The organism is Leucobacter aridicollis (assembly GCF_024399335.1).
Classification (GTDB): domain Bacteria; phylum Actinomycetota; class Actinomycetes; order Actinomycetales; family Microbacteriaceae; genus Leucobacter; species Leucobacter aridicollis_A.
Genome location: NZ_CP075339.1, coordinates 817,823 through 836,502, shown reverse-complemented (window position 1 = coordinate 836,502; position 18,680 = coordinate 817,823). Strand labels below are relative to the sequence as shown.

General features: G+C 65.7%; 22 protein-coding genes. 3 read left to right on the top strand and 19 right to left on the bottom strand.

The annotated features are described in order from the left end of the window. Positions 1–25: 25 nt before the first annotated feature. From KI794_RS03635 to KI794_RS03570, 14 genes are all read right to left on the bottom strand, one after another. The gene (locus tag KI794_RS03635; protein ID WP_119283276.1) at positions 26–1,555 is read right to left on the bottom strand and encodes an SDR family NAD(P)-dependent oxidoreductase; all 1,530 of its coding nucleotides are present in this window, start codon (positions 1,553–1,555) and stop codon (positions 26–28) included. A gap of 54 nt (positions 1,556–1,609) precedes the next feature. Next, positions 1,610–1,960, bottom strand: coding sequence for a hypothetical protein (locus KI794_RS03630; RefSeq protein ID WP_119283277.1), 351 nt, complete (start codon positions 1,958–1,960; stop codon positions 1,610–1,612). Next, positions 1,957–2,571, bottom strand: a complete 615-nt coding sequence (locus KI794_RS03625) for a hypothetical protein (RefSeq protein WP_119283278.1) — start codon at positions 2,569–2,571, stop codon at positions 1,957–1,959. The genes KI794_RS03630 and KI794_RS03625 overlap by 4 nt, the downstream gene beginning before the upstream one ends. Further along, complete coding sequence (locus KI794_RS03620; protein WP_119283279.1) at positions 2,568–3,134, bottom strand: RNA polymerase sigma factor; 567 nt, start codon at positions 3,132–3,134, stop codon at positions 2,568–2,570. The genes KI794_RS03625 and KI794_RS03620 overlap by 4 nt, the downstream gene beginning before the upstream one ends. Before the next feature lie 215 nt (positions 3,135–3,349). Then, positions 3,350–3,523: a CsbD family protein gene (locus KI794_RS03615; RefSeq protein ID WP_119283280.1), complete on the bottom strand. Its 174-nt coding sequence runs from the start codon at positions 3,521–3,523 to the stop codon at positions 3,350–3,352. 64 nt (positions 3,524–3,587) lie between these two features. Then, positions 3,588–3,803 carry a hypothetical protein gene (locus KI794_RS03610; RefSeq protein ID WP_119283281.1) on the bottom strand — a complete coding sequence of 72 codons (216 nt, stop codon included), beginning with the start codon at positions 3,801–3,803 and terminating at the stop codon, positions 3,588–3,590. A 37-nt stretch (positions 3,804–3,840) separates the two neighbouring features. Beyond that, positions 3,841–4,458, bottom strand: coding sequence for a hypothetical protein (locus KI794_RS03605; RefSeq protein WP_119283282.1), 618 nt, complete (start codon positions 4,456–4,458; stop codon positions 3,841–3,843). After that, positions 4,455–5,033 carry a DNA/RNA endonuclease G gene (locus KI794_RS03600; RefSeq protein WP_119283283.1) on the bottom strand — a complete coding sequence of 193 codons (579 nt, stop codon included), beginning with the start codon at positions 5,031–5,033 and terminating at the stop codon, positions 4,455–4,457. Before KI794_RS03600 ends, KI794_RS03605 begins: the two co-directional genes overlap by 4 nt. Next, on the bottom strand, positions 5,034–5,420 hold the full coding sequence (locus KI794_RS03595) for an NTP pyrophosphohydrolase (RefSeq protein ID WP_119283284.1): 387 nt from the start codon (positions 5,418–5,420) through the stop codon (positions 5,034–5,036). Then, positions 5,417–5,608: a DUF2273 domain-containing protein gene (locus KI794_RS03590; protein WP_119283285.1), complete on the bottom strand. Its 192-nt coding sequence runs from the start codon at positions 5,606–5,608 to the stop codon at positions 5,417–5,419. The genes KI794_RS03595 and KI794_RS03590 overlap by 4 nt, the downstream gene beginning before the upstream one ends. Beyond that, positions 5,605–6,111: an Asp23/Gls24 family envelope stress response protein gene (locus tag KI794_RS03585; RefSeq protein ID WP_119283286.1), complete on the bottom strand. Its 507-nt coding sequence runs from the start codon at positions 6,109–6,111 to the stop codon at positions 5,605–5,607. Before KI794_RS03585 ends, KI794_RS03590 begins: the two co-directional genes overlap by 4 nt. 218 nt (positions 6,112–6,329) lie before the next feature. After that, entirely contained in the window at positions 6,330–7,286 is a 957-nt protein-coding gene (locus KI794_RS03580) for a pseudouridine synthase (RefSeq protein WP_119283287.1), read from the bottom strand. 44 nt (positions 7,287–7,330) lie between these two features. Beyond that, positions 7,331–7,855 (bottom strand): hypothetical protein, encoded by a 525-nt coding sequence (locus tag KI794_RS03575; protein WP_255809179.1) that lies wholly within the window; start codon positions 7,853–7,855, stop codon positions 7,331–7,333. A 100-nt stretch (positions 7,856–7,955) separates the two neighbouring features. Further along, entirely contained in the window at positions 7,956–8,531 is a 576-nt protein-coding gene (locus tag KI794_RS03570) for a TetR/AcrR family transcriptional regulator (protein WP_119283289.1), read from the bottom strand. 93 nt (positions 8,532–8,624) lie between these two features. Between KI794_RS03570 and KI794_RS03565 the strand changes: the two genes are divergently transcribed. Together KI794_RS03565 and KI794_RS03560 are read left to right on the top strand one after the other, a co-directional pair. Further along, positions 8,625–10,049, top strand: coding sequence for a purine-cytosine permease family protein (locus tag KI794_RS03565; RefSeq protein WP_119283290.1), 1,425 nt, complete (start codon positions 8,625–8,627; stop codon positions 10,047–10,049). A gap of 55 nt (positions 10,050–10,104) precedes the next feature. Further along, complete coding sequence (locus tag KI794_RS03560; protein ID WP_255809178.1) at positions 10,105–11,070, top strand: carbon-nitrogen hydrolase family protein; 966 nt, start codon at positions 10,105–10,107, stop codon at positions 11,068–11,070. Here the strand turns inward: KI794_RS03560 and KI794_RS03555 are convergent. The 4 genes from KI794_RS03555 to KI794_RS03540 form a co-directional block, all read right to left on the bottom strand. Next, positions 11,067–11,723, bottom strand: coding sequence for a response regulator transcription factor (locus tag KI794_RS03555; protein WP_255809177.1), 657 nt, complete (start codon positions 11,721–11,723; stop codon positions 11,067–11,069). The genes KI794_RS03560 and KI794_RS03555 overlap by 4 nt on opposite strands. Beyond that, positions 11,723–12,733: a sensor histidine kinase gene (locus tag KI794_RS03550; protein ID WP_255809176.1), complete on the bottom strand. Its 1,011-nt coding sequence runs from the start codon at positions 12,731–12,733 to the stop codon at positions 11,723–11,725. The genes KI794_RS03555 and KI794_RS03550 overlap by 1 nt, the downstream gene beginning before the upstream one ends. A gap of 73 nt (positions 12,734–12,806) precedes the next feature. After that, positions 12,807–14,015 carry an FtsW/RodA/SpoVE family cell cycle protein gene (locus KI794_RS03545; RefSeq protein ID WP_255809175.1) on the bottom strand — a complete coding sequence of 403 codons (1,209 nt, stop codon included), beginning with the start codon at positions 14,013–14,015 and terminating at the stop codon, positions 12,807–12,809. A gap of 13 nt (positions 14,016–14,028) precedes the next feature. After that, the gene (locus tag KI794_RS03540; protein ID WP_255809174.1) at positions 14,029–15,366 is read right to left on the bottom strand and encodes an LCP family protein; all 1,338 of its coding nucleotides are present in this window, start codon (positions 15,364–15,366) and stop codon (positions 14,029–14,031) included. Positions 15,367–15,534: 168 nt separating this feature from the next. Between KI794_RS03540 and KI794_RS03535 the strand changes: the two genes are divergently transcribed. Further along, complete coding sequence (locus KI794_RS03535; protein WP_255809173.1) at positions 15,535–16,842, top strand: MFS transporter; 1,308 nt, start codon at positions 15,535–15,537, stop codon at positions 16,840–16,842. Here the strand turns inward: KI794_RS03535 and KI794_RS03530 are convergent. Beyond that, a complete protein-coding gene (locus KI794_RS03530; protein ID WP_255809172.1) occupies positions 16,839–18,626 on the bottom strand; it encodes an acyl-CoA dehydrogenase in 1,788 nt (595 codons plus the stop codon). The genes KI794_RS03535 and KI794_RS03530 overlap by 4 nt on opposite strands. Between the last annotated feature and the right edge of the window lie 54 nt (positions 18,627–18,680).

Here is an 18,680-nt window from a genome sequence, read left to right as displayed (position 1 = left end):
GCGCAACGTGGGAAAACGCGGCGGTCTACCAGGCGCTCGGCTCGTAATCCTTCACGAAGCAGCCGTACAGGTCCTCGCCGGCCTCGCCGCGCACGATCGGGTCGTACACGCGGGCGGCGCCATCGACGAGGTCGAGCGGGGCGTGGAACCCCTCTTCGGCCAAGCGCACCTTCGTGAAGTGCGGGCGCTCGTCAGTAATCCAGCCTGTGTCGACAGCGGTCATGAGGATCCCGTCCGTCGTGAACATCTCTTCCGCGCTGGTGCGGGTGAGCATGTTCAGGGCGGCTTTCGCCATGTTCGTGTGCGGGTGGCCCGGGCCCTTGTACTTGCGCGAGAACTGCCCCTCCATCGCCGACACGTTCACGACGTAGGTGCGGCGGGCAGGCGACGCGGCCATTGAGGCGCGCAGCCGGCTGATAAGTATGAACGGTGCCGTCGAGTTGCACAGCTGCACCTCGAGCATCTCGATCGGGTCGACCTCTTGCACGTGCTGCACCCAACTGTTCACGTGCGCGACGTCAGGCACGAGACCGCCGGCGTCGATCGCTGAGCCATCAGCGTGCTTGTCGAGCGACGAGGATCCGGCAGCCATCGCAAGCGCGGTGAGGTCGTCGGCGCTGCGAGCCTGCTCGAGCCCCGCGGCGACAGTGCCCGAAAGGAGCGCCGGTGAGAACGCATCAAGCGAGACGGCACCGTCGTCGCCGACCGAGGACTGCAGCGCGCGCGGGTGGAGCTCTGCCGGGTGTCCCAGCGTCTCGGTCTCGGGGTACACGCCGGCAGGGAGTGGCTGCGATTCAGCGTCGGCAAGCAGCGAGTACGAGCCTGGCGAGCGCCTGACCGTCTGCGCCGCGTTGTTGATGAGGATGTCGAGCGGGCCGCGGGCCGCGACTGAGTCAGCGAGCGCGACGACCTGCGAGGGGTCGCGCAGGTCGATGCCGACGATGCGCAGGCGGTCGATCCAGTCGGCCGAGTCAGGGAGCGACGAGAACCGGCGGGCCGCGTCTCGCGGAAAACGGGTCGTGATTGTCGTGTGTGCGCCGTCACGCAGCAGGCGAAGCGCGATGTGCATCCCGATCTTCGCGCGCCCGCCAGTGAGCAGCGCCCGCTTGCCCGTGAGGTCGGTGCGCGCGTTGCGCTTGCCGTGGCTAAACTCTGCGCAGCTCGGGCAGAGCTGGTGGTAGAACGACTCGACCTTCGTGTACGGCTGCTTGCAGATGTAGCATGCCTGCGCCTTGCGCAGCTCCCCAACGTACTTCGCCTCCGAGGTGGCGGTGAGGGTGAGGCCGCGGGTCTCGTCGTCGATCCTGTCGGGCGCTCCCGTCGCGGTCGCCTCGATTACGGCGCGGTTCGCCTGAGCAATCTCGCCGCGCTGCACCCGGCGCCGCTCGCTCTTCGCAGCCTTATACATCGCCGATGTCGCACGGCGGATGGTGACGACGTCCGCGTGCTCGCTTGGCAGCTTTGCGGCTGCGGCGATGACGCGCAGCGCGGTTTCGAGGTCCGCGGGGTCGATGTCGCTCGGTTGGGGCGTTGCGCCTGCGGGTGTCTCGGTCATTGCGTCAATGTTACGCGAGCTGGCTGGGCCCCGGGACGAGCGACGGCGACGGCCCTAGCTTCGAAGGCCGTCTCCGTTGACGTGCACCACGGTGAGGTGCACCTGTTCGAGCGCGAGCTGCGACGCGGTGACGGCCTCTGTGACAGCGGTGCTCGCCAGTTCGAGCACCTGCACGCTGCTCACGGCCGAGTCGACGCCGACCGCTGCCGTCACCGTCACGCCCGACGTGCCGTCGTCGACGCGCACGAGGGATGACCGCTGCTGTTGCCCGCGTAGCAGCGCCGCGCTGGCGTCGATAAGCTTCGCGACGCTACTGCCGGTCCGATAGAGTCCTGTCACTCCGGGCACAGATCGGATGGCAACTTCGAGCGCTGCTTCGAGGCGGTCAGCGGCACGTTCGGTCATGTGTTCTCTACTATCTGCGGGTTCACGGGCTGCACATCGCGCACGACGATGTCGACGTCGGTCAGCGTTACTGTCGTGTGGGAGGCGACGAGTGATCGGATCTCCGCGCGAACGGCATCCGCTGCCGCGTGAATCTCGGCGCCGTACGGGACGCTCAGTTCGATCGCCACGCGGACGGGTGCGTTCGGCTCGGTGATGTCGCCGGCGAACGTACATTTGCCGACCAGCGTACCGGGGGCCGCACGCTCCGCCCGCCGGATAAGGCCGCGGAGCGCGCCCTCGGTGATTCCGGCGTCGGTCGCGGGGCTGTCGAGGACGATCGGGATCCGTCGTCCGGCGTGAACATCCAGCGCGATGCCTGCGAGCACCCCTTGCACCCAGCTGTCCTCCGCGGGAGGTTCGGCGGCCGCATCGGCGTCGAGGAGCAGGGGTGAGAGCTCGCCGATGCGCTGTAGCGCGTCGAGGGCGCGCTGACACCCTGCGGACGCCTCGATGCGGGGATTGGGCGGGGTGCGACCGTTGTCGAGGTACTCGGAAAGTTCTTCGATTGAGACGCCGTCGAGGTCTTCTGGGCGCAGCCCAAGGAGCGCGCGATGGTCGGTCTTGCTCATCGCCACTCCTCCATTCGAACGATTATGTGTTTCCGGGCCCGGGCAAGCTTGCCGCGCACCGTCGAGGCCGGGAGCTCGAGCTGCTCAGCGATCTCGTCGTAGCTATACTCGCCGATTTCTCGCAATACCCAGCATTGACGCTCGGTGTCCGGTAGATCCGCAAGTGCTTCCTGTAGCGCTTGCACGCCCGCGTTGGCCTCGTGTCTTCGGGGAGGGTCCGAGTGCTGCGGCCCGGGTACCTCGAGAGCCGTAATATCCGTGTGCGGGCGCAGGGCACGCACACGGTCGACCGCTTTTCGACTCGTGATGCGCATGATCCAGCTCTTCACCCGGTCGGGGTTCTCCAGTGTCTCCAGCTGCTCCCACGCCGTGATGAATGTCTCTTGCACCACGTCGTCGAGCTCGGCGGTGCCAGGCAGTATCCGTCTCGCATAGGCCCGCATCATCGGAGCGTATCGCCGCACCAACGCCGCGAAGGCGACGGTGTCTCCCTCGGTTGCCCGTCCGACAAGGATCCAGTCGGGCGCTGTTTCCAATACTTCCCGGTGGTGTTGCTCCGCCATCCGTCGCTCCCCTCGCACGGTGTGCTTCCCCCGAAACCCATTGCGGCCATTCCCCACTGACCACGATCCCCATCCTCGGTACGGGATTCACAATCGCACGACCCTTTGTAGGTTTCTGGCAACCATTCGACCCTGCGGCGCTCAGAACGCGAGGATTCGACAGTTTCGCCACGACGGCCGATGAGGTGGCCTGGGCCACCTCACCGGCACCGTGCCTACTTCTTGAACGCGTCCTTGACGTCCTCGACGGCTCCCTTCGCCTCGCCCTTGAGCTTGTCGGCTTTGCCCTCCGCAACGAGCTTGTCGTTGTCGGTGAGCTTCCCGACGGTCTCCTTGACCTGTCCTGCGACCTTGTCAGCGGCCGCCTTGATCTTGTCTTCTGCACTCATGATGTTCTCCTGTCTGATGTGCCCCGAGGGATTCGGGGTCTGTGATGGTGGGTTGGGTTTCTGGTTATGCGCCCAGTACGCGCTTCTGCGCCTGCTGGACGAGCTTGCGCGTGGCCTTGGCGCGTCGGCGGCGAGCCTTTTGCGCTTCAGGGCTTGTCCACAAGCGTTCGATCTGGTGGCGAAGATCTTCGTAGTTCTTCCCACGAGACTTCGCCGACTCGACGCCTACCCAATAGGCCGCTATACCGATGACAGCGACAATGAACAGGTTCTTCCACATCGTGTTCCCCCCTTTCTGATTGTGACTAGTGGCTGAGCTAGCGGACCCGGGGCTGGTCGGCGGCAAGTTTTGCGCGCAGACCCGAGTGGATCGAGATGTATGTCGGCGGTTGTTCCCCCAGCAACGTGCCGAGATTGTCGAGGAGGCCGGCAACAGTGGCCGCGGTGCGCGCGGGCGAGACGTTCTGACGGGGCGTGACGCTCACGTGCAGCACGTCCTGGCCGCGCACGCGGCTCGCGCTGACCTTCGTCGACAGAATCTCTTCGTGCCTCGACAGCGACTCGTTCAGAGCATCGGCGACGAACCCCTGTGTCACGGTGACGGGGCCGAGCGCTCCCTCGTCCCCCTCGACACGAGTCACGGTATGCACCTTGCCACCGCCCAGGCGGGCCACGGTGACGACCGCGAACACAACGAGCGCGAGCAGCACGAGGAGCAGCCCGAGGGTCACCCAACTGACCGTCGTGCTCGGGTGCAGTCGAGCGCCTTCGTCAGCGGCGATGAGCCACTCGCGCAGCTGCCCAACACCGTCCCGCCACGCCTGGCCCGCTGGACGCCAGATGATGGCGACGAAGGCCGTTCCACCTGCCGCGAGCAGGATGAGCCCGACGACGAGCAGGACGCCGCGGTTCACCGCGCGGTTGGTCGCGTTCATTCCTGGCCTCCGTTCGATGTGGGGCGCTGGATCCGGGCTCGGGCACGAACCGTGGGCGAAAGCCCATAGCTCGACAGCTCGGCGGCAGCGATTTCACGGACGTACCCGGCGTCGATCTGCTGACCGGGCTCGGGTCGGACAGTGACGTCGGCGCTTCGGTGTCCGATGCCGACGACAACGGCGCCGCGCGAGACATCAAGCTCACGCCGCACACGCTCGGCGACCGCCGAGGCGATGACGCCGTTGTCGGCGACAACCGCATACGGGCCATCGGTGAGCTGGTGCTTTGATCGCCGGCCAGGCGCTAGCGCGAGGCCAACCAGCACGAGCCCAAGCACGGCGATCGCTAGCGCGCCAACGGCGCCCGCACTACCAAGCGCGGGCACGTCTCCGAGCCACCTGGCTGCGTCTCCCGGAGTGACGAGCAGCGGTTCTGAGCGCGTGAGATGCAGCACGAGCTCGATCCCCACATAGGTGGCCGCGGCCGCCGTGAGCACGAGTGCTCCGACGGCGAGCACGGTCCGCGGGGAATGAGTCTCGCGCCGCACGACGCGCGTCAGTGTGCCATTCAACATTTACCTCACCCGCCTCTGCTCTGGAATGATCGCCCCGGTGACCACGACCGACACACGCCTGATCTCCCTGCCGGTAAGCAGGCCGAGCTCGCTCACGAGCGCGGTCTGCAGCGCGCGCACGCGCTCCAAGAGCGGCATCTCCGCCTGGATGGCTCCAGTCTGAGACAGCTCGGGAATGGGCAGTTTCGTCGCCACCTTCACGGTGAGCGCCCCGCCCCAGTCCGCGAGATCGACGTTCACCGCCTCGCGCGGTGCGCCGGCTCGGTGTGCGATCGACTCGCGGACAGCTTTCTCGAGTGCGCGCGGCTGAACGCGAATCGCGCCCCGCACGTCGTGGCGTGGGCCGACCGTCTGCTGAGCTGGCGCGTCAACGGTCGTGGGGCTCATGACGACGTTCGCCTACCCGTGAAGACGCCGGCGAGCGCCCGGAGGTCGAGATCGCCCGACACCACTCTGCCGACCAGCGCGCCGACGGCCATGAGGATCGCGACGAGGAGGAATCCCCAGAACCCGAAGATAAGCCCCGCAAACGCGAGCACCGCGCCGGTCAGCGCGCCCGCCAGTGTGGCGCTCATGAGACGCGCGACTCTGTGTCGTCGTCAGCATCGTCGGTCGGCAGGTGCACGTCGTTCACATCGACGTTGACCTCAACGACCTCGAGTCCGACCATCTTGGTGATCGCTGCGGTGACTGCAGTGCGCACGTTCTCGGCGACCGTCTGGATCGGTGCCGGGTAGTCCACCACGATGGTGATGTCGGCGGCCGCCTGAGTTTCTCCGACCTCGACCTTGACGCCCTGCGTGAGGTCGGTCGCGTTCATCGCTTCGCGAATGGCGCCGAGCGCCCGCGCTCCACCACCGCCAAGCGCGTAGACTCCGCCGACCTCGCGGGCCGCGATTCCGGCGATCTTTGCGACCACGCCCTCGGCGACGCTCGTGCGACCGCCTGCGTGGTTCGTCTCGTTTGCGTCATTGGAGAACTGGACCCGGTCGACGCGCGACGATGGCGACGCCGCGTGTGGGGCGGGTGCCGCCGGGGTCGCGCCTGCTGGGGTGGTGTTCTTCTCTTCGGTTGCCATCAGAATTTCCTCCCTATCGGGGTACGGCCCGAACAGCCGCACCGTCAGTGCGAGCGCATCATGTCGCTCTGCAGGTAAGTCGGTGGGAGGCACAACATCGTCACAAAAAACTTAGAAACTATGGTCAATTTCCGAGATTTACGCCGCGTGTTGGCCTAGTAACACCTGCACGATGGGCATTTAGACACCGAGTGCGCACCATCGGGGAGGGGCGCAGGCTAGTTCGTGGAGACGAGCGGCAGGGCCCGCCCGCTGACGAAGGATCGCTCACTGCCGTCAACGGGGTCGGTGAACCGGAGCTCGCTCGCGAGCAACTGGAGCGGCGTCGAGAAATCATCGATGGCGACGTTTCGGGCCGCGGGGTAAAGCGGGTCGCCTTCGATCGGGATCCCGAGGCTCCACAAATGGATGCGCAACTGGTGCGTCTTGCCCGTGCGCGGGGTCAGCCGATAGACGGCGCGGCCAGGCTCGCCGCCGAGCGCGGCCTCTTCCTGCGAAGTGAGCGCGCGCTCGAACTCGACGAGCGACTCGGAGTTCGGCTCTCTCCCCGCCAGCACCTCGGCCTGCATCGTTCCAGGCACCTTGTGCAGGTGGTTTCGCACCGTCGTGGGAAGCGCAAGCCCGTCGCTCACTGGCCCGACCGCCCGGTACGTCTTCGTCACCTCGCCGTCTTGGAACATCGTCTGGTAGGCGCCACGATACCTGCGCTCGACAGACATGAGCAGTACGCCCGAGGTCACCCTGTCGAGGCGGTGCATCGGGGTGAGTTCTGGCAAACCGAGCTCGTGTCGCAGGCGCACGACGACGCTCTCCCTGACGTGTCGGCCGCGCGGAATTGTCGAGAGAAACGCGGGTTTGTCCACGACGACGATTCGGTCGTCGCGAAACAGCACCGGAATGTCGCCGGGCACCGGCGCCTCGTCTGGCAGATCGCGGTAGAACCACACGAAGACGTTTGATCGGTACGGGTCGGCAGCGAGCACAGGCTCGCCAGACTCGAGCACGAATCTGCCGTCTTCGATGAAGGCGTCTACATCGATGTGCGCGCCGACTCTGAAGTGCAACCAATCACGCATCGAGACCCACTCCCGCGGGTCCTCCCCCGGGCGTGCAGCAGAGTTCAGCCAGGCTGCGTCAAGCCCCATACGCTGGGGCAACGGAGAACGCGGAGGCACCAGACGAGCCTACCGCCAGCAGAACAGCGTCGCCGCGCCGCCCCCTACGAGCAATTGCCGCACACGCCCGACAGAGCCATCATCATGAAGCAGTTCGGGCAGACTGGCTGCACTCGCTCCTGCTGAGCCGCGGGCTTCGCCTTCGGTTCAGCCTTCGGCTTCGCGGCCCTGGTCGCCTTTGCACGCGATGCCTTCACCGGGCCACGCTCGGCCGCGAGCTCCTCGGCCTCAATGATCGAACCGCGCCCGTGCAGGGGGTGGTCAACTGCCCACATGCCCGGCCGGCGGCTACTCCGCCAGCGCGGCGCCTCGCTGCCTGCTGCAGCGATCGCGTCCTCTTCTGACGGGAAACCGACCGAGTATCCCTGACGCACCTGAATGTCGGGGCCCCCGTCAGAGCGCACAACCGTGATGCCGCCGTCGGCGCGCAGCAGGCGTTCGACTGGAATTCGGCTCATCATTGTGCGCAGAAACACTCGGTTCGGAACCGGGGCGCGCCGATGCACGAGGGCTTCCTCCAGCGATCCGTAGCGATTCAGCGGTGATTCATTCGTTGCCGACAGATCCATGATGTGTGCCCTCCCCAGGTGCGTGCGGGCGAAAAATTGCCACCCACCAGTATCTCGCACTTGGCCGCATTGCCACTCCACGGCGGGGCGCCGGGCGCGGCTACGCGGCGGTCGATGCGATCCGCGCGCGAACTTCCGCCAGGTAGATCAGGAGCGCGCGCTCCGCCCAGCTTGGAGTGCACTCGTCACGGACCACAACATGCAAAGTCAGCCCGTCGACGAATGCGTGCAATTGGTCGACAAGGTCCTCCGAAGTCGACCCAAGCCACTCGGCGACATCGTGGCACACACTTCGAATGTAGGCGTTCGCTCGCGCCCTGACAGGCTGCAGTTCCGCGTCGGCGACCGCAGCCATCTCAAGCGCAAGCCACACGACCGCCTCGGTGTGCTTCTCGCCATCGACAGGCATGAGTTCCAGGAGCGCGTTCTTGCCCCAGTCGCTGTCTCGCGGAAGCTCCTCGACTCGCTCTTGCAGCCGTTCGAGCACGGCAGATATTGCGCGCTCACGGACACTGCTTTGTGTGGGGAAGGAGTACCGGAGCGAGCTTGGCGCCAGGTCCGCTTCTTTTGCCACGCTTCGCACGGTGAGCGCCGTCATCCCTTCGCGGGCGATGACGCGCCATGCCGCCTCAACAACAGCTCGATCTCGCGCTTCGTGGTCGAGCTGTCTTGCCATACAGAGATTCTCGCACAGTTGTGCTACTATCTCAATTCGCACAACTGTGCGACTATTCGTACGGGCGACACAGCCGACGCTGAAAGGACAACGATGTCGACGCACTCCACTCCACCGACGATCGAAACGAGATCGATCGATTACGTCCCCCGAGCCGAACGCCGAGGCAAGGTCTGGCACCAGGGCCCCTTCTGGTTCACCGGAAACTTCGTGATCCTCACCATGCTCGTTGGGTTCACCGGGCCGACAATGGGCCTTAGCGTCCCGTGGACCGTGCTCGCGATCGTGCTCGGCGCCGGGTCTGGCACTTTCTTCATGGCCTTTCACGCGAACCAGGGCCCCCGAATGGGGCTCCCCCAGATGATCCAGTCTCGTGCCCAGTTCGGCTCACGTGGCGCAATCATTCCCTTCATCGCGACGGTCTTCGTCTACGTGGGGTTCATGGTGTTTGACACCATCATCGGCACTCAAGGCATCCAGACCGTCGCGCCTGGCGGCGACTTCTTCTGGTACCCCGTGCTTATCGTCGTCTCGATCGTGATCGCCATCGTGGGCCACGACCTCCTGCATGTCGTGCAACGCTGGCTCACCTACATTCTCATCGTCACCTTCGGCATCGTGACAGTTCTCGCGATCTTCGTGCTGCCCACCGCCGCAGGAGCGCCGGGCCTCAGCGCAGGCTGGAACACCGCCGCGTTCTTTGTTCAGTTCTCACTCGCTGCGGGCTTTAACCTCAGCTACTCGGTCTATGTCTCGGACTATTCCCGGTACCTTCCAGAAGACGCTCCGGCGGGCAAGCTCATCGGCTGGACGTACGCCGGCGCGGCCGGCTCCGCAATATGGCTGATGTCCCTCGGCGCGGTACTCAGCAGCAAGATCCCGAACGTCGATGGCATTCCCGCCCTCATGCAAACTGGTGACCTGCTGTTCCCGGGCTTCGGCACCATTGTCGTTCTCGTGGGGTCGGTAGCGCTCATCACGATCATGGGCGTGAACGCGTACGGAGCCATGCTCACCGGCATTAGCGCAGTCGATGGGTTCAAGCGCATGCGGCCAACCGTCACGCTCAGGGTTGTGAGCCTCGCACTCGTTGGGGCCCTCGCCCTCGTCGTCGCGCTCTCAATCCCAGACGACTACCTCGACAGCTTCAACTCATTCGTGACACTCATGCTCTACTTCTTGGTGCCGTGGACCGCGGTGAATCTCGTCGACTTCTACTTCGTGCGCCACGGCCGCTATGCCATCACCGAGATCTTCAACCCCAACGGAATCTATGGCCGTTGGGCGTGGCGCGGACTTGTGTCGTACCTTGCGGGTTTCGTTGTCGCGATCCCGTTCTTCTCGCTCCCGATTTATACAGGCCCTGTCGCACACGCCCTCGGAGGCGCTGATCTATCGTTCGTGCCAGCAATCATCGTCTCCGGCGGCCTGTATTTCCTCCTGACGCGCGGGCAAGACCGCACCGCCGAAGCGGCAGCGATCCTGCAGAGTGAACGCACGCTCGAAGGACCTCGCTGACGCCAGAGCCCAGTTCCCTCACCGGCCACGTGCCACCGCATACCAAGGAGCATCAATGACGCATCACACCGTCGCCATCGTCCAGTATCCGCCAGTTGTGCTCGACCTGAAAGCGTCGATTGCGCGCGCGGTCGACCATGTCTTAGAGGCAGCTGATGCCGGCGCACGCCTCGTCGTGTTCCCCGAAACCTGGCTGACGTGTTACCCAGCGTGGGCGTTCGGCATGGCCGGATGGGACGATGCCGAAGCCCGCCACTGGCATGCCCGGCTGCTTGCGGAGAGCCCGGTCATCGGCAGGCGAGCTGACTCCGAAGACGAACTTGCAGACCTCCGGGCAGTTGCCGCGAACCGGCAGGTGACTATCGTCATCGGCTTGAACGAGAGATCCGGCAGCGGAGGCACCCTCTACAACAGCATTCTCACGATCGGCCCAGACGGCTCAACGCTCAACCTCCACCGGAAGCTCGTGCCCACTCACTCCGAGCGAATCATTTGGGGGGCGGGAGACGCTGCCGGACTCCGGGCGGTCGACACCCCAGTTGGCATGGTTGGTGGCCTCGTCTGCTGGGAACACTGGATGCCGCTCGCCCGTCAGGCACTGCACGCCACCGGGGAGGAAATCCATATCGCAGCGTGGCCGGAAACAAGTGATATTCACCAGGTGGCAGCTCGGAGCTACGCGTTCGAAGGGCGCTGCTTTGTGCTCTCGGCTGGACTGTTCCTCGCAGTTGAAGACCTTCCGGAGACGCTCCGTGAGCCGTTTCGGATCGGGGTGGGCCCGGAGGCTCCCACCTCCGGCCTCCTCTTCGACGGCGGGTCGTCAATCATTGGCCCAGACGGAAACTACGTCGTCGAGCCAGTGCGCGGCCGACAGGGAATCGTGCTTGGCGACATCGACCTGAGCGCGATCGATCGCGCTCACCACGATCTCGACGTCGTCGGGCACTCGGCTCGCAACGATGTCTTCGAGCTGAAGGTCGACGCCCGCCGGCGCGAGGGAGTCGTGGTGCAGCGCGACTAACCGAGCCGGCCGAGCCTGTACCCTCGCCCGCGGACAGTCTCGATGAGGTCTTTGTCGGTCTTGCGTCGCAGGTAATGCACGTATGTTTCGACGGTCGTGTCGCGCTCCCCGTGTGCGAATACGCGCGCGAGCAGCTCCTCGCGTGAGAACGTGCGGCCAGGTTCGGCGACGAGCACCGAGAGCAGGGCTGTCTCGGTGCTCGTAAGCTGCACGCTCCCCTCGTACGGGGATTCGATGCGTTGATCCTCCGGCGAGAATTCCCACCCACCGATGTCGTAGCGCGGGCCCGCGCCGTCGTAGCGGCGGGTGAGCGCGCGAAGCCTCGCGTTCAGTTCTTCGAATTCGAAGGGTTTCACGAGGTAGTCGTTGGCGCCTGCGTCGAGCCCTTCGACCTTGTCATGCAGTTCGCCAAGCGCGGTGAGCAGCAGCACCGGAGTCTCCACCCGCCGGCGCCGCAGCTCGCGCACCCACTGTTCGCCTGCCATTCCTGGAAGACCGCGGTCGACGATCACCACGTCGAACTGTGTCGCGGCCACGCGCTGCTCCGCATCCTCGGCGTTTGAGACAAGCTCAACATCCCAGTGCGCGGCGAGCACGTCGCGCATGATCGGGCCGAGGCGTGGGTCGTCTTCGACGATGAGTAGCCGCAGCACTACTGCCTGCCATTCGTGTCAGCGAGCGGGAGGGTGAGCTCGAAGGTAGTGCCACCTGGCCTCGAGTTCGCGACGCGCACGGTGCCCCCGTGTGCCTCGCAGAGTTCGCGCACGAGCGCGAGTCCGATGCCGCGGCTCGTGCGCGCGGCGCCTCGGGCAGTTGCCGGCTGGGTACCCTGCGCGAACCTGTCGAACACGCGGTCGGGGGTGATGCCCTGTATCCCATCGCCGGTGTCCTGCACAGTCACGACCGCCTCGCCGCCGCGCGCTGTGCCTGTGATCGTGATGACGCTTCCGGCGGGGGCGTGGTCGAGCGCGTTGTCTGCGAGGGCGACCAGGCAGCGCCGCACCGCCTGCACCGGGGCAGCGACGACGAGGTCGTCGCTTTCAGCCACGAGCGTCACGCCGTACGGCTTGGCGACCTCGCTGAGGTCGCGGGCGACTGTGGCTATGGTCTCGGCGAGCGGCGCCGTTCCCGATTCGTGTGGAGCGCCAGATGTCGTCGTGAGCATCGCGTCGATCACTTCGGCCATGATCCTGGCGTCTTGCCTGAGCTCGAGCAGCACTGCGTGACGCGAGTCCCCGGGTGGGGTGAGCGCCGAGAGCTGCTGAGCGCGCGCGTCGATGACCGCGAGCGGCGTGCGAAGCTCGTGGCTCACGTCGGCGACGAAGCGTCGCTGCAGCCGAAACGCCTCATCCAGCGGGTAGACGGCGCGGCGCGCGATGAGGCGCGCGGCGAGCCCGGCGCAGATGATGGCACCGGTAGCGAGCAGGGCTGTCGCGAGGATGAGCTCGCCTGGGTCGAGCCGCACCTCGATTTCCCCGGGCTGGACTGGCTTCGCTACTTCGGATGGTGTCGTCTGCCAGAACACGAAGGCGAGGATCACGCCGCCGCCAATCACCACGAGCGCCGCGCACACCGCCATGACCTGCCAGCCGATCTGTGAGGCGGACCGGCGGTAGGCCTCTTCGTCAGGCCGCGGCCGCGGGTGTGTGTGCGCTCGCGCCATCTGTGCCCTCCCCGCGTCGAGGCCATGCATCCGGCCCGCGTACCAGTGTTGTCTCAACCTTCGCACGTTTCGGTCACTTCGCGCGAACGCCCTGGGCTGGGGCTGCGTGCATGCCAGCCTCGCGCACGCATGAGAGCGCGACCCCAACCGCGAGCAGGAGGGAGAGTAGCGACGTGCCACCTGCCGAGATGAATGGGAGCGGAACGCCGAGCACGGGCACGAATCCAAGCACGACGGCGATGTTCACGATCATCTGCGCTGACACCCACACGGCGAGCCCACCGAACACCGCGCGCGCGAACGGGCTGTCGGTGCAGGTGCCAAGCGCGAGCAGCACTGCGGCGAGCGCGACGAACAGGGCGATCACTGTCGCGGCGCCGACAAACCCGAGTTCTTCGCCAAGGATCGCAAAGACGAAGTCGTTCTCGGCCTCGGGCAGCCAGTGCCACTTCGCTGTCGAGCCGCCAACGCCGGTCCCGAAAAGACCGCCCTGCGCGAGCGCCCAGAACCCGTTGAGCGTCTGCCAGCACCCCGCGTACGCATGCTCGGCGTCGCGCAGGCAGTCAACTTCGAAGAAATGCATGATGCGCACAACCCTGTTGGGCTTCATGAGCGTCATGGCTGCGATGCCGATGGCCGCCACTGCCGCAATTCCCGCAAGGATTCGGAGCCGCACGCGCGAGAAGTAGAGGCACCCGAACACGAGAGCGGCGAGCACGAGCAGCGTGCCGAGATCGCCGCCGAGGATGTTGATGAGCATCGACGCCGCGACGACGGGCAGGATCGGGATCGCGACGTGCACCCATTCGCCGAGCAGCCGGCGCTTCGCGGCGAGCACTGCCGAGACCCAGACGAGCAGCACGAATTTCATGAACTCTGCTGGCTGCATCGATATCGGGCCGAGCCTCAGCCAGTTCCGGTTGCCGCCGGCTTCGTAGCCGAGGGGCGTGTAGACGAGGATCTGGAGGAAGAAGCCAATCGCGAGTAGTAGCCAGGAGTATCGGCGCAGCGCCGCAGTCGGCACTCTGCTGATCGCAAGCATGAGGCCGATCCCGATCGCCGCGTACGCGCCCTGCCTGAGCACGCCTCCGAGCGGATTTCTCCCAGAAGAGATCGCGGCGACCTGGCTCGCCGACTGCACCATGAGCACTCCGACGGCGACGAGCAGCAGCACGATTGTGAGGAGCGCGATCGTCAGCGTGCGCAGTCTCCCGCTCCCGGCCGGAACGATTCCCGGCCTCGTGACACGAGGCTCGTCGAGGACGACCCGCTGCTGCCGCACGTGACGCCCCCAATCAGTTCACACAGGGGATCGAGCCCGCCCGAATGGGCTCCTCCCACGAGTCGTAGCGGGCGGTACCAGGGGCTTGCGGTTCGTCAGCCGACTCCTGCGTGACGTCGTCGTCGGGTGCGTCAGTCTCTTCGGCGTCGGCCGCTGGGTCGGCCACCTCGCCCGCTGCCTCAGCTGTGCCGTCTGCTGCCTCTTGCACCTCTGACTCGAAGTAGCTGCCATCGAGGATCGAGGCGACGAGTGACTGCACCTCGTCGATGTCGACGATGTTGACGTCGGCGCCGCCGATATTCTCGAACCCGACGATTGGCAGTGTCACGAACTCGGCTCCCGTCTGCGACACCTGGTGGGCGATCTTCAGAAAGCCAAGCACGTCGAACTCGGAGTCGAGGGCCACATGCTTCTGCGTCACGTCGACAAGCGACCACACAGTCTTCGGGTTCATGAGCGTGCTCTTCTGCTGCAGCTTGTCAGTGAGCGAGATCATGAACGCCTGCTGGCGGCGCGACCTGTCGAGGTCGGTGAGAAACGGGCCGTCGTACCCGGTGTCGCGACGCTGCCGTACGAAGCTCATCGCCTGCTTGGCGTCGATCTCTTGCACCCCGGCGTCGAAGTTTGCGCCAGAGAACGAGTCCTCTGTCGCCTGGTTCAGGCACACCGAGACAGGTGCGACGGCCTCAGCGACGTGGTAGAAGCCACCCATTGTCATCTCGACGAAGTGATCGATGCGCACGTCACCGAGAAAGTGTGAGACTGTCTCGATCTGGGCTTGGCGGCCTGCAGCGCGCGCCTGCTGATACAGCTCGTCGTCCGAGAGCGGCTCCTCGCCCCACGACAGCTCGTTCATCTTCTCTTGCATGGCGAGGCCGTAGGCCTCCTTGATCTTCGAGTGGGTCACGCCGAGCGGCGCGCCAGCAATCTCGACGTAGTCGTCGCGTGGGATCGAGATACCAACTGTCTTCGATCGGTCTTCGGGGATGTGCAGCAGCATGAGCACGTTGGCGTTGTAGCCGCCATCGTCTGCGCCGCCAGCGTGCAGCGCCTCGTAGACGCCGTCGGGGAGCGGGTTGCCATTCTGGTCAACGCGACTGTCCATACCCATGATGAGGATGTTCTGTTCGCCCGGCTCTGGTGCGACCTCTTCGACCTGCGGCAGTACGAAGTCAGAGCGCACAATACTGTCGGTTGCTTGGTGATAGGCGAAGACGATCGCACCGCCCGTCGCGACGAGCGCTCCCGCGACGGTTGCCGCGATCACGATCGTCAGGCGCTTGCGCCGACGCCGGCTCATGCGAGGTCTGCCCGAGCGGGCGGGTGTCTCAAGCAGGGGTGCGTTGTGCATGTGGATCCGTTCGGTACTCGGAGCAGAAATCACGTGGCGGGGCCGCCCTCCGGGGCTTTCGTCCCCGCCACTGATCCAGGTTCCCCCGTGCGCGCCAAGAATTCTCCAAGGAAGGGCGCCTGCCCATGCCCCCTGGGCATAGCTGGCGCATTGATAAAGTGTGGTCTGATGAATAGCGTCGAGGTGCCTGAAGACAAGCCACGGAAGTTCGGGGCCCTCCTCGATCGTCGGACGGGGCCGTACATCGGCGGCGGAGCCCTCTCGATGATGGCCGACAACGTCGAGCACGTGCTCGCCTACTGGGTGCTCTGGCAGACATTCCACTCCCCCTGGCTCGTCGGGTTCCAGATCGTCAGCCACTGGCTGCCATATCTGCTCTTCTCAGTTGCGGCCGGAGCGCTCGCTGAGCGTTTCGACCCCAGGCGCGTCATCCAGGTGGGCCAAGGGCTGTTCATGGCGGTCTCTGCAGCCTGGGGCGTCCTCTTTTTCACCGGCAGCCTCGAGCTCTGGCACGCATGCGTGCTGCTCGTGCTGCACGGCATTGCCGGCTGCCTGTGGATGCCTGCCGAGCAACTGTTGCTCTACAGGTTCGCCGGCCCCAAGGAGCTGCCCGGCGCAATCCGCATGAATGCGACGTTCAGGTCGCTTGCGTTCCTCGCCGGCCCGGTCGTCGGCTCGGCGCTCCTGCTGAGCATCGGTCCGGCCGCCGGCATGTTCGTGAACATCCTGTTCTATCTGCCGCTCACACTCTTCCTGTGGTTCGTGAAGATTGACAGGCGAGACCCCGAGGCGGCGGCTTCCGAAGCCGAAGCACCCCGCGCGACCGAGAAGCCGATGACGTTCTTCTCAGCGTTCAGCGTCCTCGGCACAATTCGGCGTGACCGCGAACTGCTCGGCATGATCCTGCTCTCGGCACTCAGCGCTGCGACGATCGGCGCCGTGATCCAGAACGCAATGCCAGAGTTCGCAGAGGGGCTCGGCGCAGGCTCCGCGGGCCTCGCCTACGGCGTCCTGCTGTTCGCGAACGGAGCCGGCGGAGTGCTTGGCGGGTTCCTGCTCGAGGCCACCGGCCGCGTCCCAACAACCGCTCGCACCGCGGTGGTTGCCGCTGCCATTCTCGGCATCACAACCGTGGTGTTCGCGGCGAGCTCGATCTACGCGCTCTCTGTCGCCGCGCTCCTCGTCGGGGGTGTCGCCCGCATCACCGCGGATGCGACGGAGATGAGCATCGTGCAGCTACGAGCCCCCGACGACGAGCGCGGGCGCGTGATCGGCGCCTACACAATGTTCGGTCCAGGCATGATGACGTTCAGCGGTCTCAGCGTCGCGGTGCTCGGCTCCCTGTTCGGCCTCCGCGGATCTGTGCTCTTTGGCGGCACTGTGCTCACGCTCGGTGCAATCGTGCTCGGGTTCTTCATCCTGCGGCCGGGCCGCGCGGTGGAACCCGCTGACGAGCTCCCCGCTGCCGACAGCTAGATCAGTGCCTCGTCGAGGTCGACGAGCTGCCTGTCTTTGGATGCGAGCAGCTCGAGGTCTGCGTCAACCCGCGGCAGCACGTGCGTGATGAAGAACCGCGCCGTCGCCCGCTTTTCCGCGGCGAACGCCGGGGTGGCGTCACCGAGCGCCCCGAGCTGATCGAGGAACAACCAGGCGACGACGATGTCGCCCACCGCCTCCAGATAGTTGGCGGCGTTCGCGAGCGCTGTCGTCGGGTCGCCGTCGGCCCAGAGCTCGCGGGTGACACCCTCCACCCGATCGACTCTGGCTGCGACGAGCGCCGCAAGTTCGGGTTCAGTCGCCGCTAGCCTCTCGCACGTCTCGCGCATCCGGCCGATGAGATCGGCAAACCCCGACCCGCCGTGAAGCAGCACCTTGCGTCCGAGCAAGTCAAGCGCCTGGATCCCGTGGGTTCCCTCGTGAATCGGGTTCAGCCTGTTGTCGCGATAGAACTGCTCGACGGGAAAGTCGCGCACGTAGCCGCTGCCTCCAAGCACCTGAATCGCGATGTCGTTCGCCGCGAGGCCCCACTGCGACGACCAGCTCTTCGCGATGGGCGTGAGCACATCGAGTAGGAGCGCGAGCGCGGCGCTCCTGTGCGGATCGGTCTCGGCCTCGCTCTCGTCGAGGAGTTTGCCTGCGTAGAGGATCAGGGCCGTGCCGCCCTGCGCATATGCCTTCGCGAGCATAAGCATGCGCCTGACGTCAGGGTGCCTGATGATCGGCACTGCTGGGGCTGCGGCGTCCTTCGCGCCAATCTCTTTTCCCTGGATCCGCTCACGCGCATAGTCGCGGGCGTGTAGGAAACCCGTCGTCGCGAGTGCAACCGCGGAGGCGCCGACGCCGAGGCGTGCCTCGTTCATCATGAGGAACATGTAGTGCAGGCCGCGCCCCTCTTTCCCGATGAGGTACCCGACGGCCCCCGGTTCGTCGCCGACCGGAAACGCGCCCGAGCCGTAAGCGAGCGCGGTGTTCACCGTGCCGCGGTAGCCCATCTTGTGATTCACGCCGACGAGCGCCACATCGTTGCGCTCGGTGAGCGCGCCTGACTCACCGAGCCAGCGCGGCACGATGAAGAGCGAGAGGCCCTTCACGCCCGGGCCACCCGTCCGGGCGAGTACCAGGTGCACGATGTTCTCCGAGAGCTCGTGGTCGCCCGCCGAGATCCACATCTTGTCGCCACGCACCCTGTAACTGCCGTCGGCCGATCGAGTCGCGCCCGTAGTGAGGTCGCCAAGCGCGGAGCCGATGCCAGGCTCGGACAGGTTCATCGTGCCAAACCAGCTCCCCTCGAGCATGGGCGGCAGAAACTTTGACGCGAGTTCCTCTGAGGCGTGCTCGCGAATCAGGTTCGCTGCCGCCGTCGTGAGCAGTGCGTAGGAGACTGTTCCAACGTTCGCCGCCTGGAACCACATGAACGCTGCCCGGTAGACGACGGCCGGCACCTGAAAGCCACCGTGTGAGGCGTCCATCGTCGCGCCGAGAAACCCGGCCTCGGCGAAGGCACCCAGTGCGGCCTCAACCTCGGGGATGAGCTGCACCTTGCCGTCCACGAGCGCTGGCTCGTTGAGATCAGCCTTCCGGTTGTGGGGCGCGAAGTACTCCTCGGCGAGCTCTCGGGCGAGGCCGGTAAGGCCCTCGAACGTCTCGCGACTGTGCTCCGCGTAGCGCTCGAAGCGGCTCAGCGACTCGACATCGAGCCAGTCGTAGAGGCAAAAGTCGATTTCGGCCTGATCAAGAATCAGCGATTTCTTATGCTCCATGCCGCGCTCCGTCCACTGCAACCACTGCGTTACGCACCCACCCTACACAAAAGT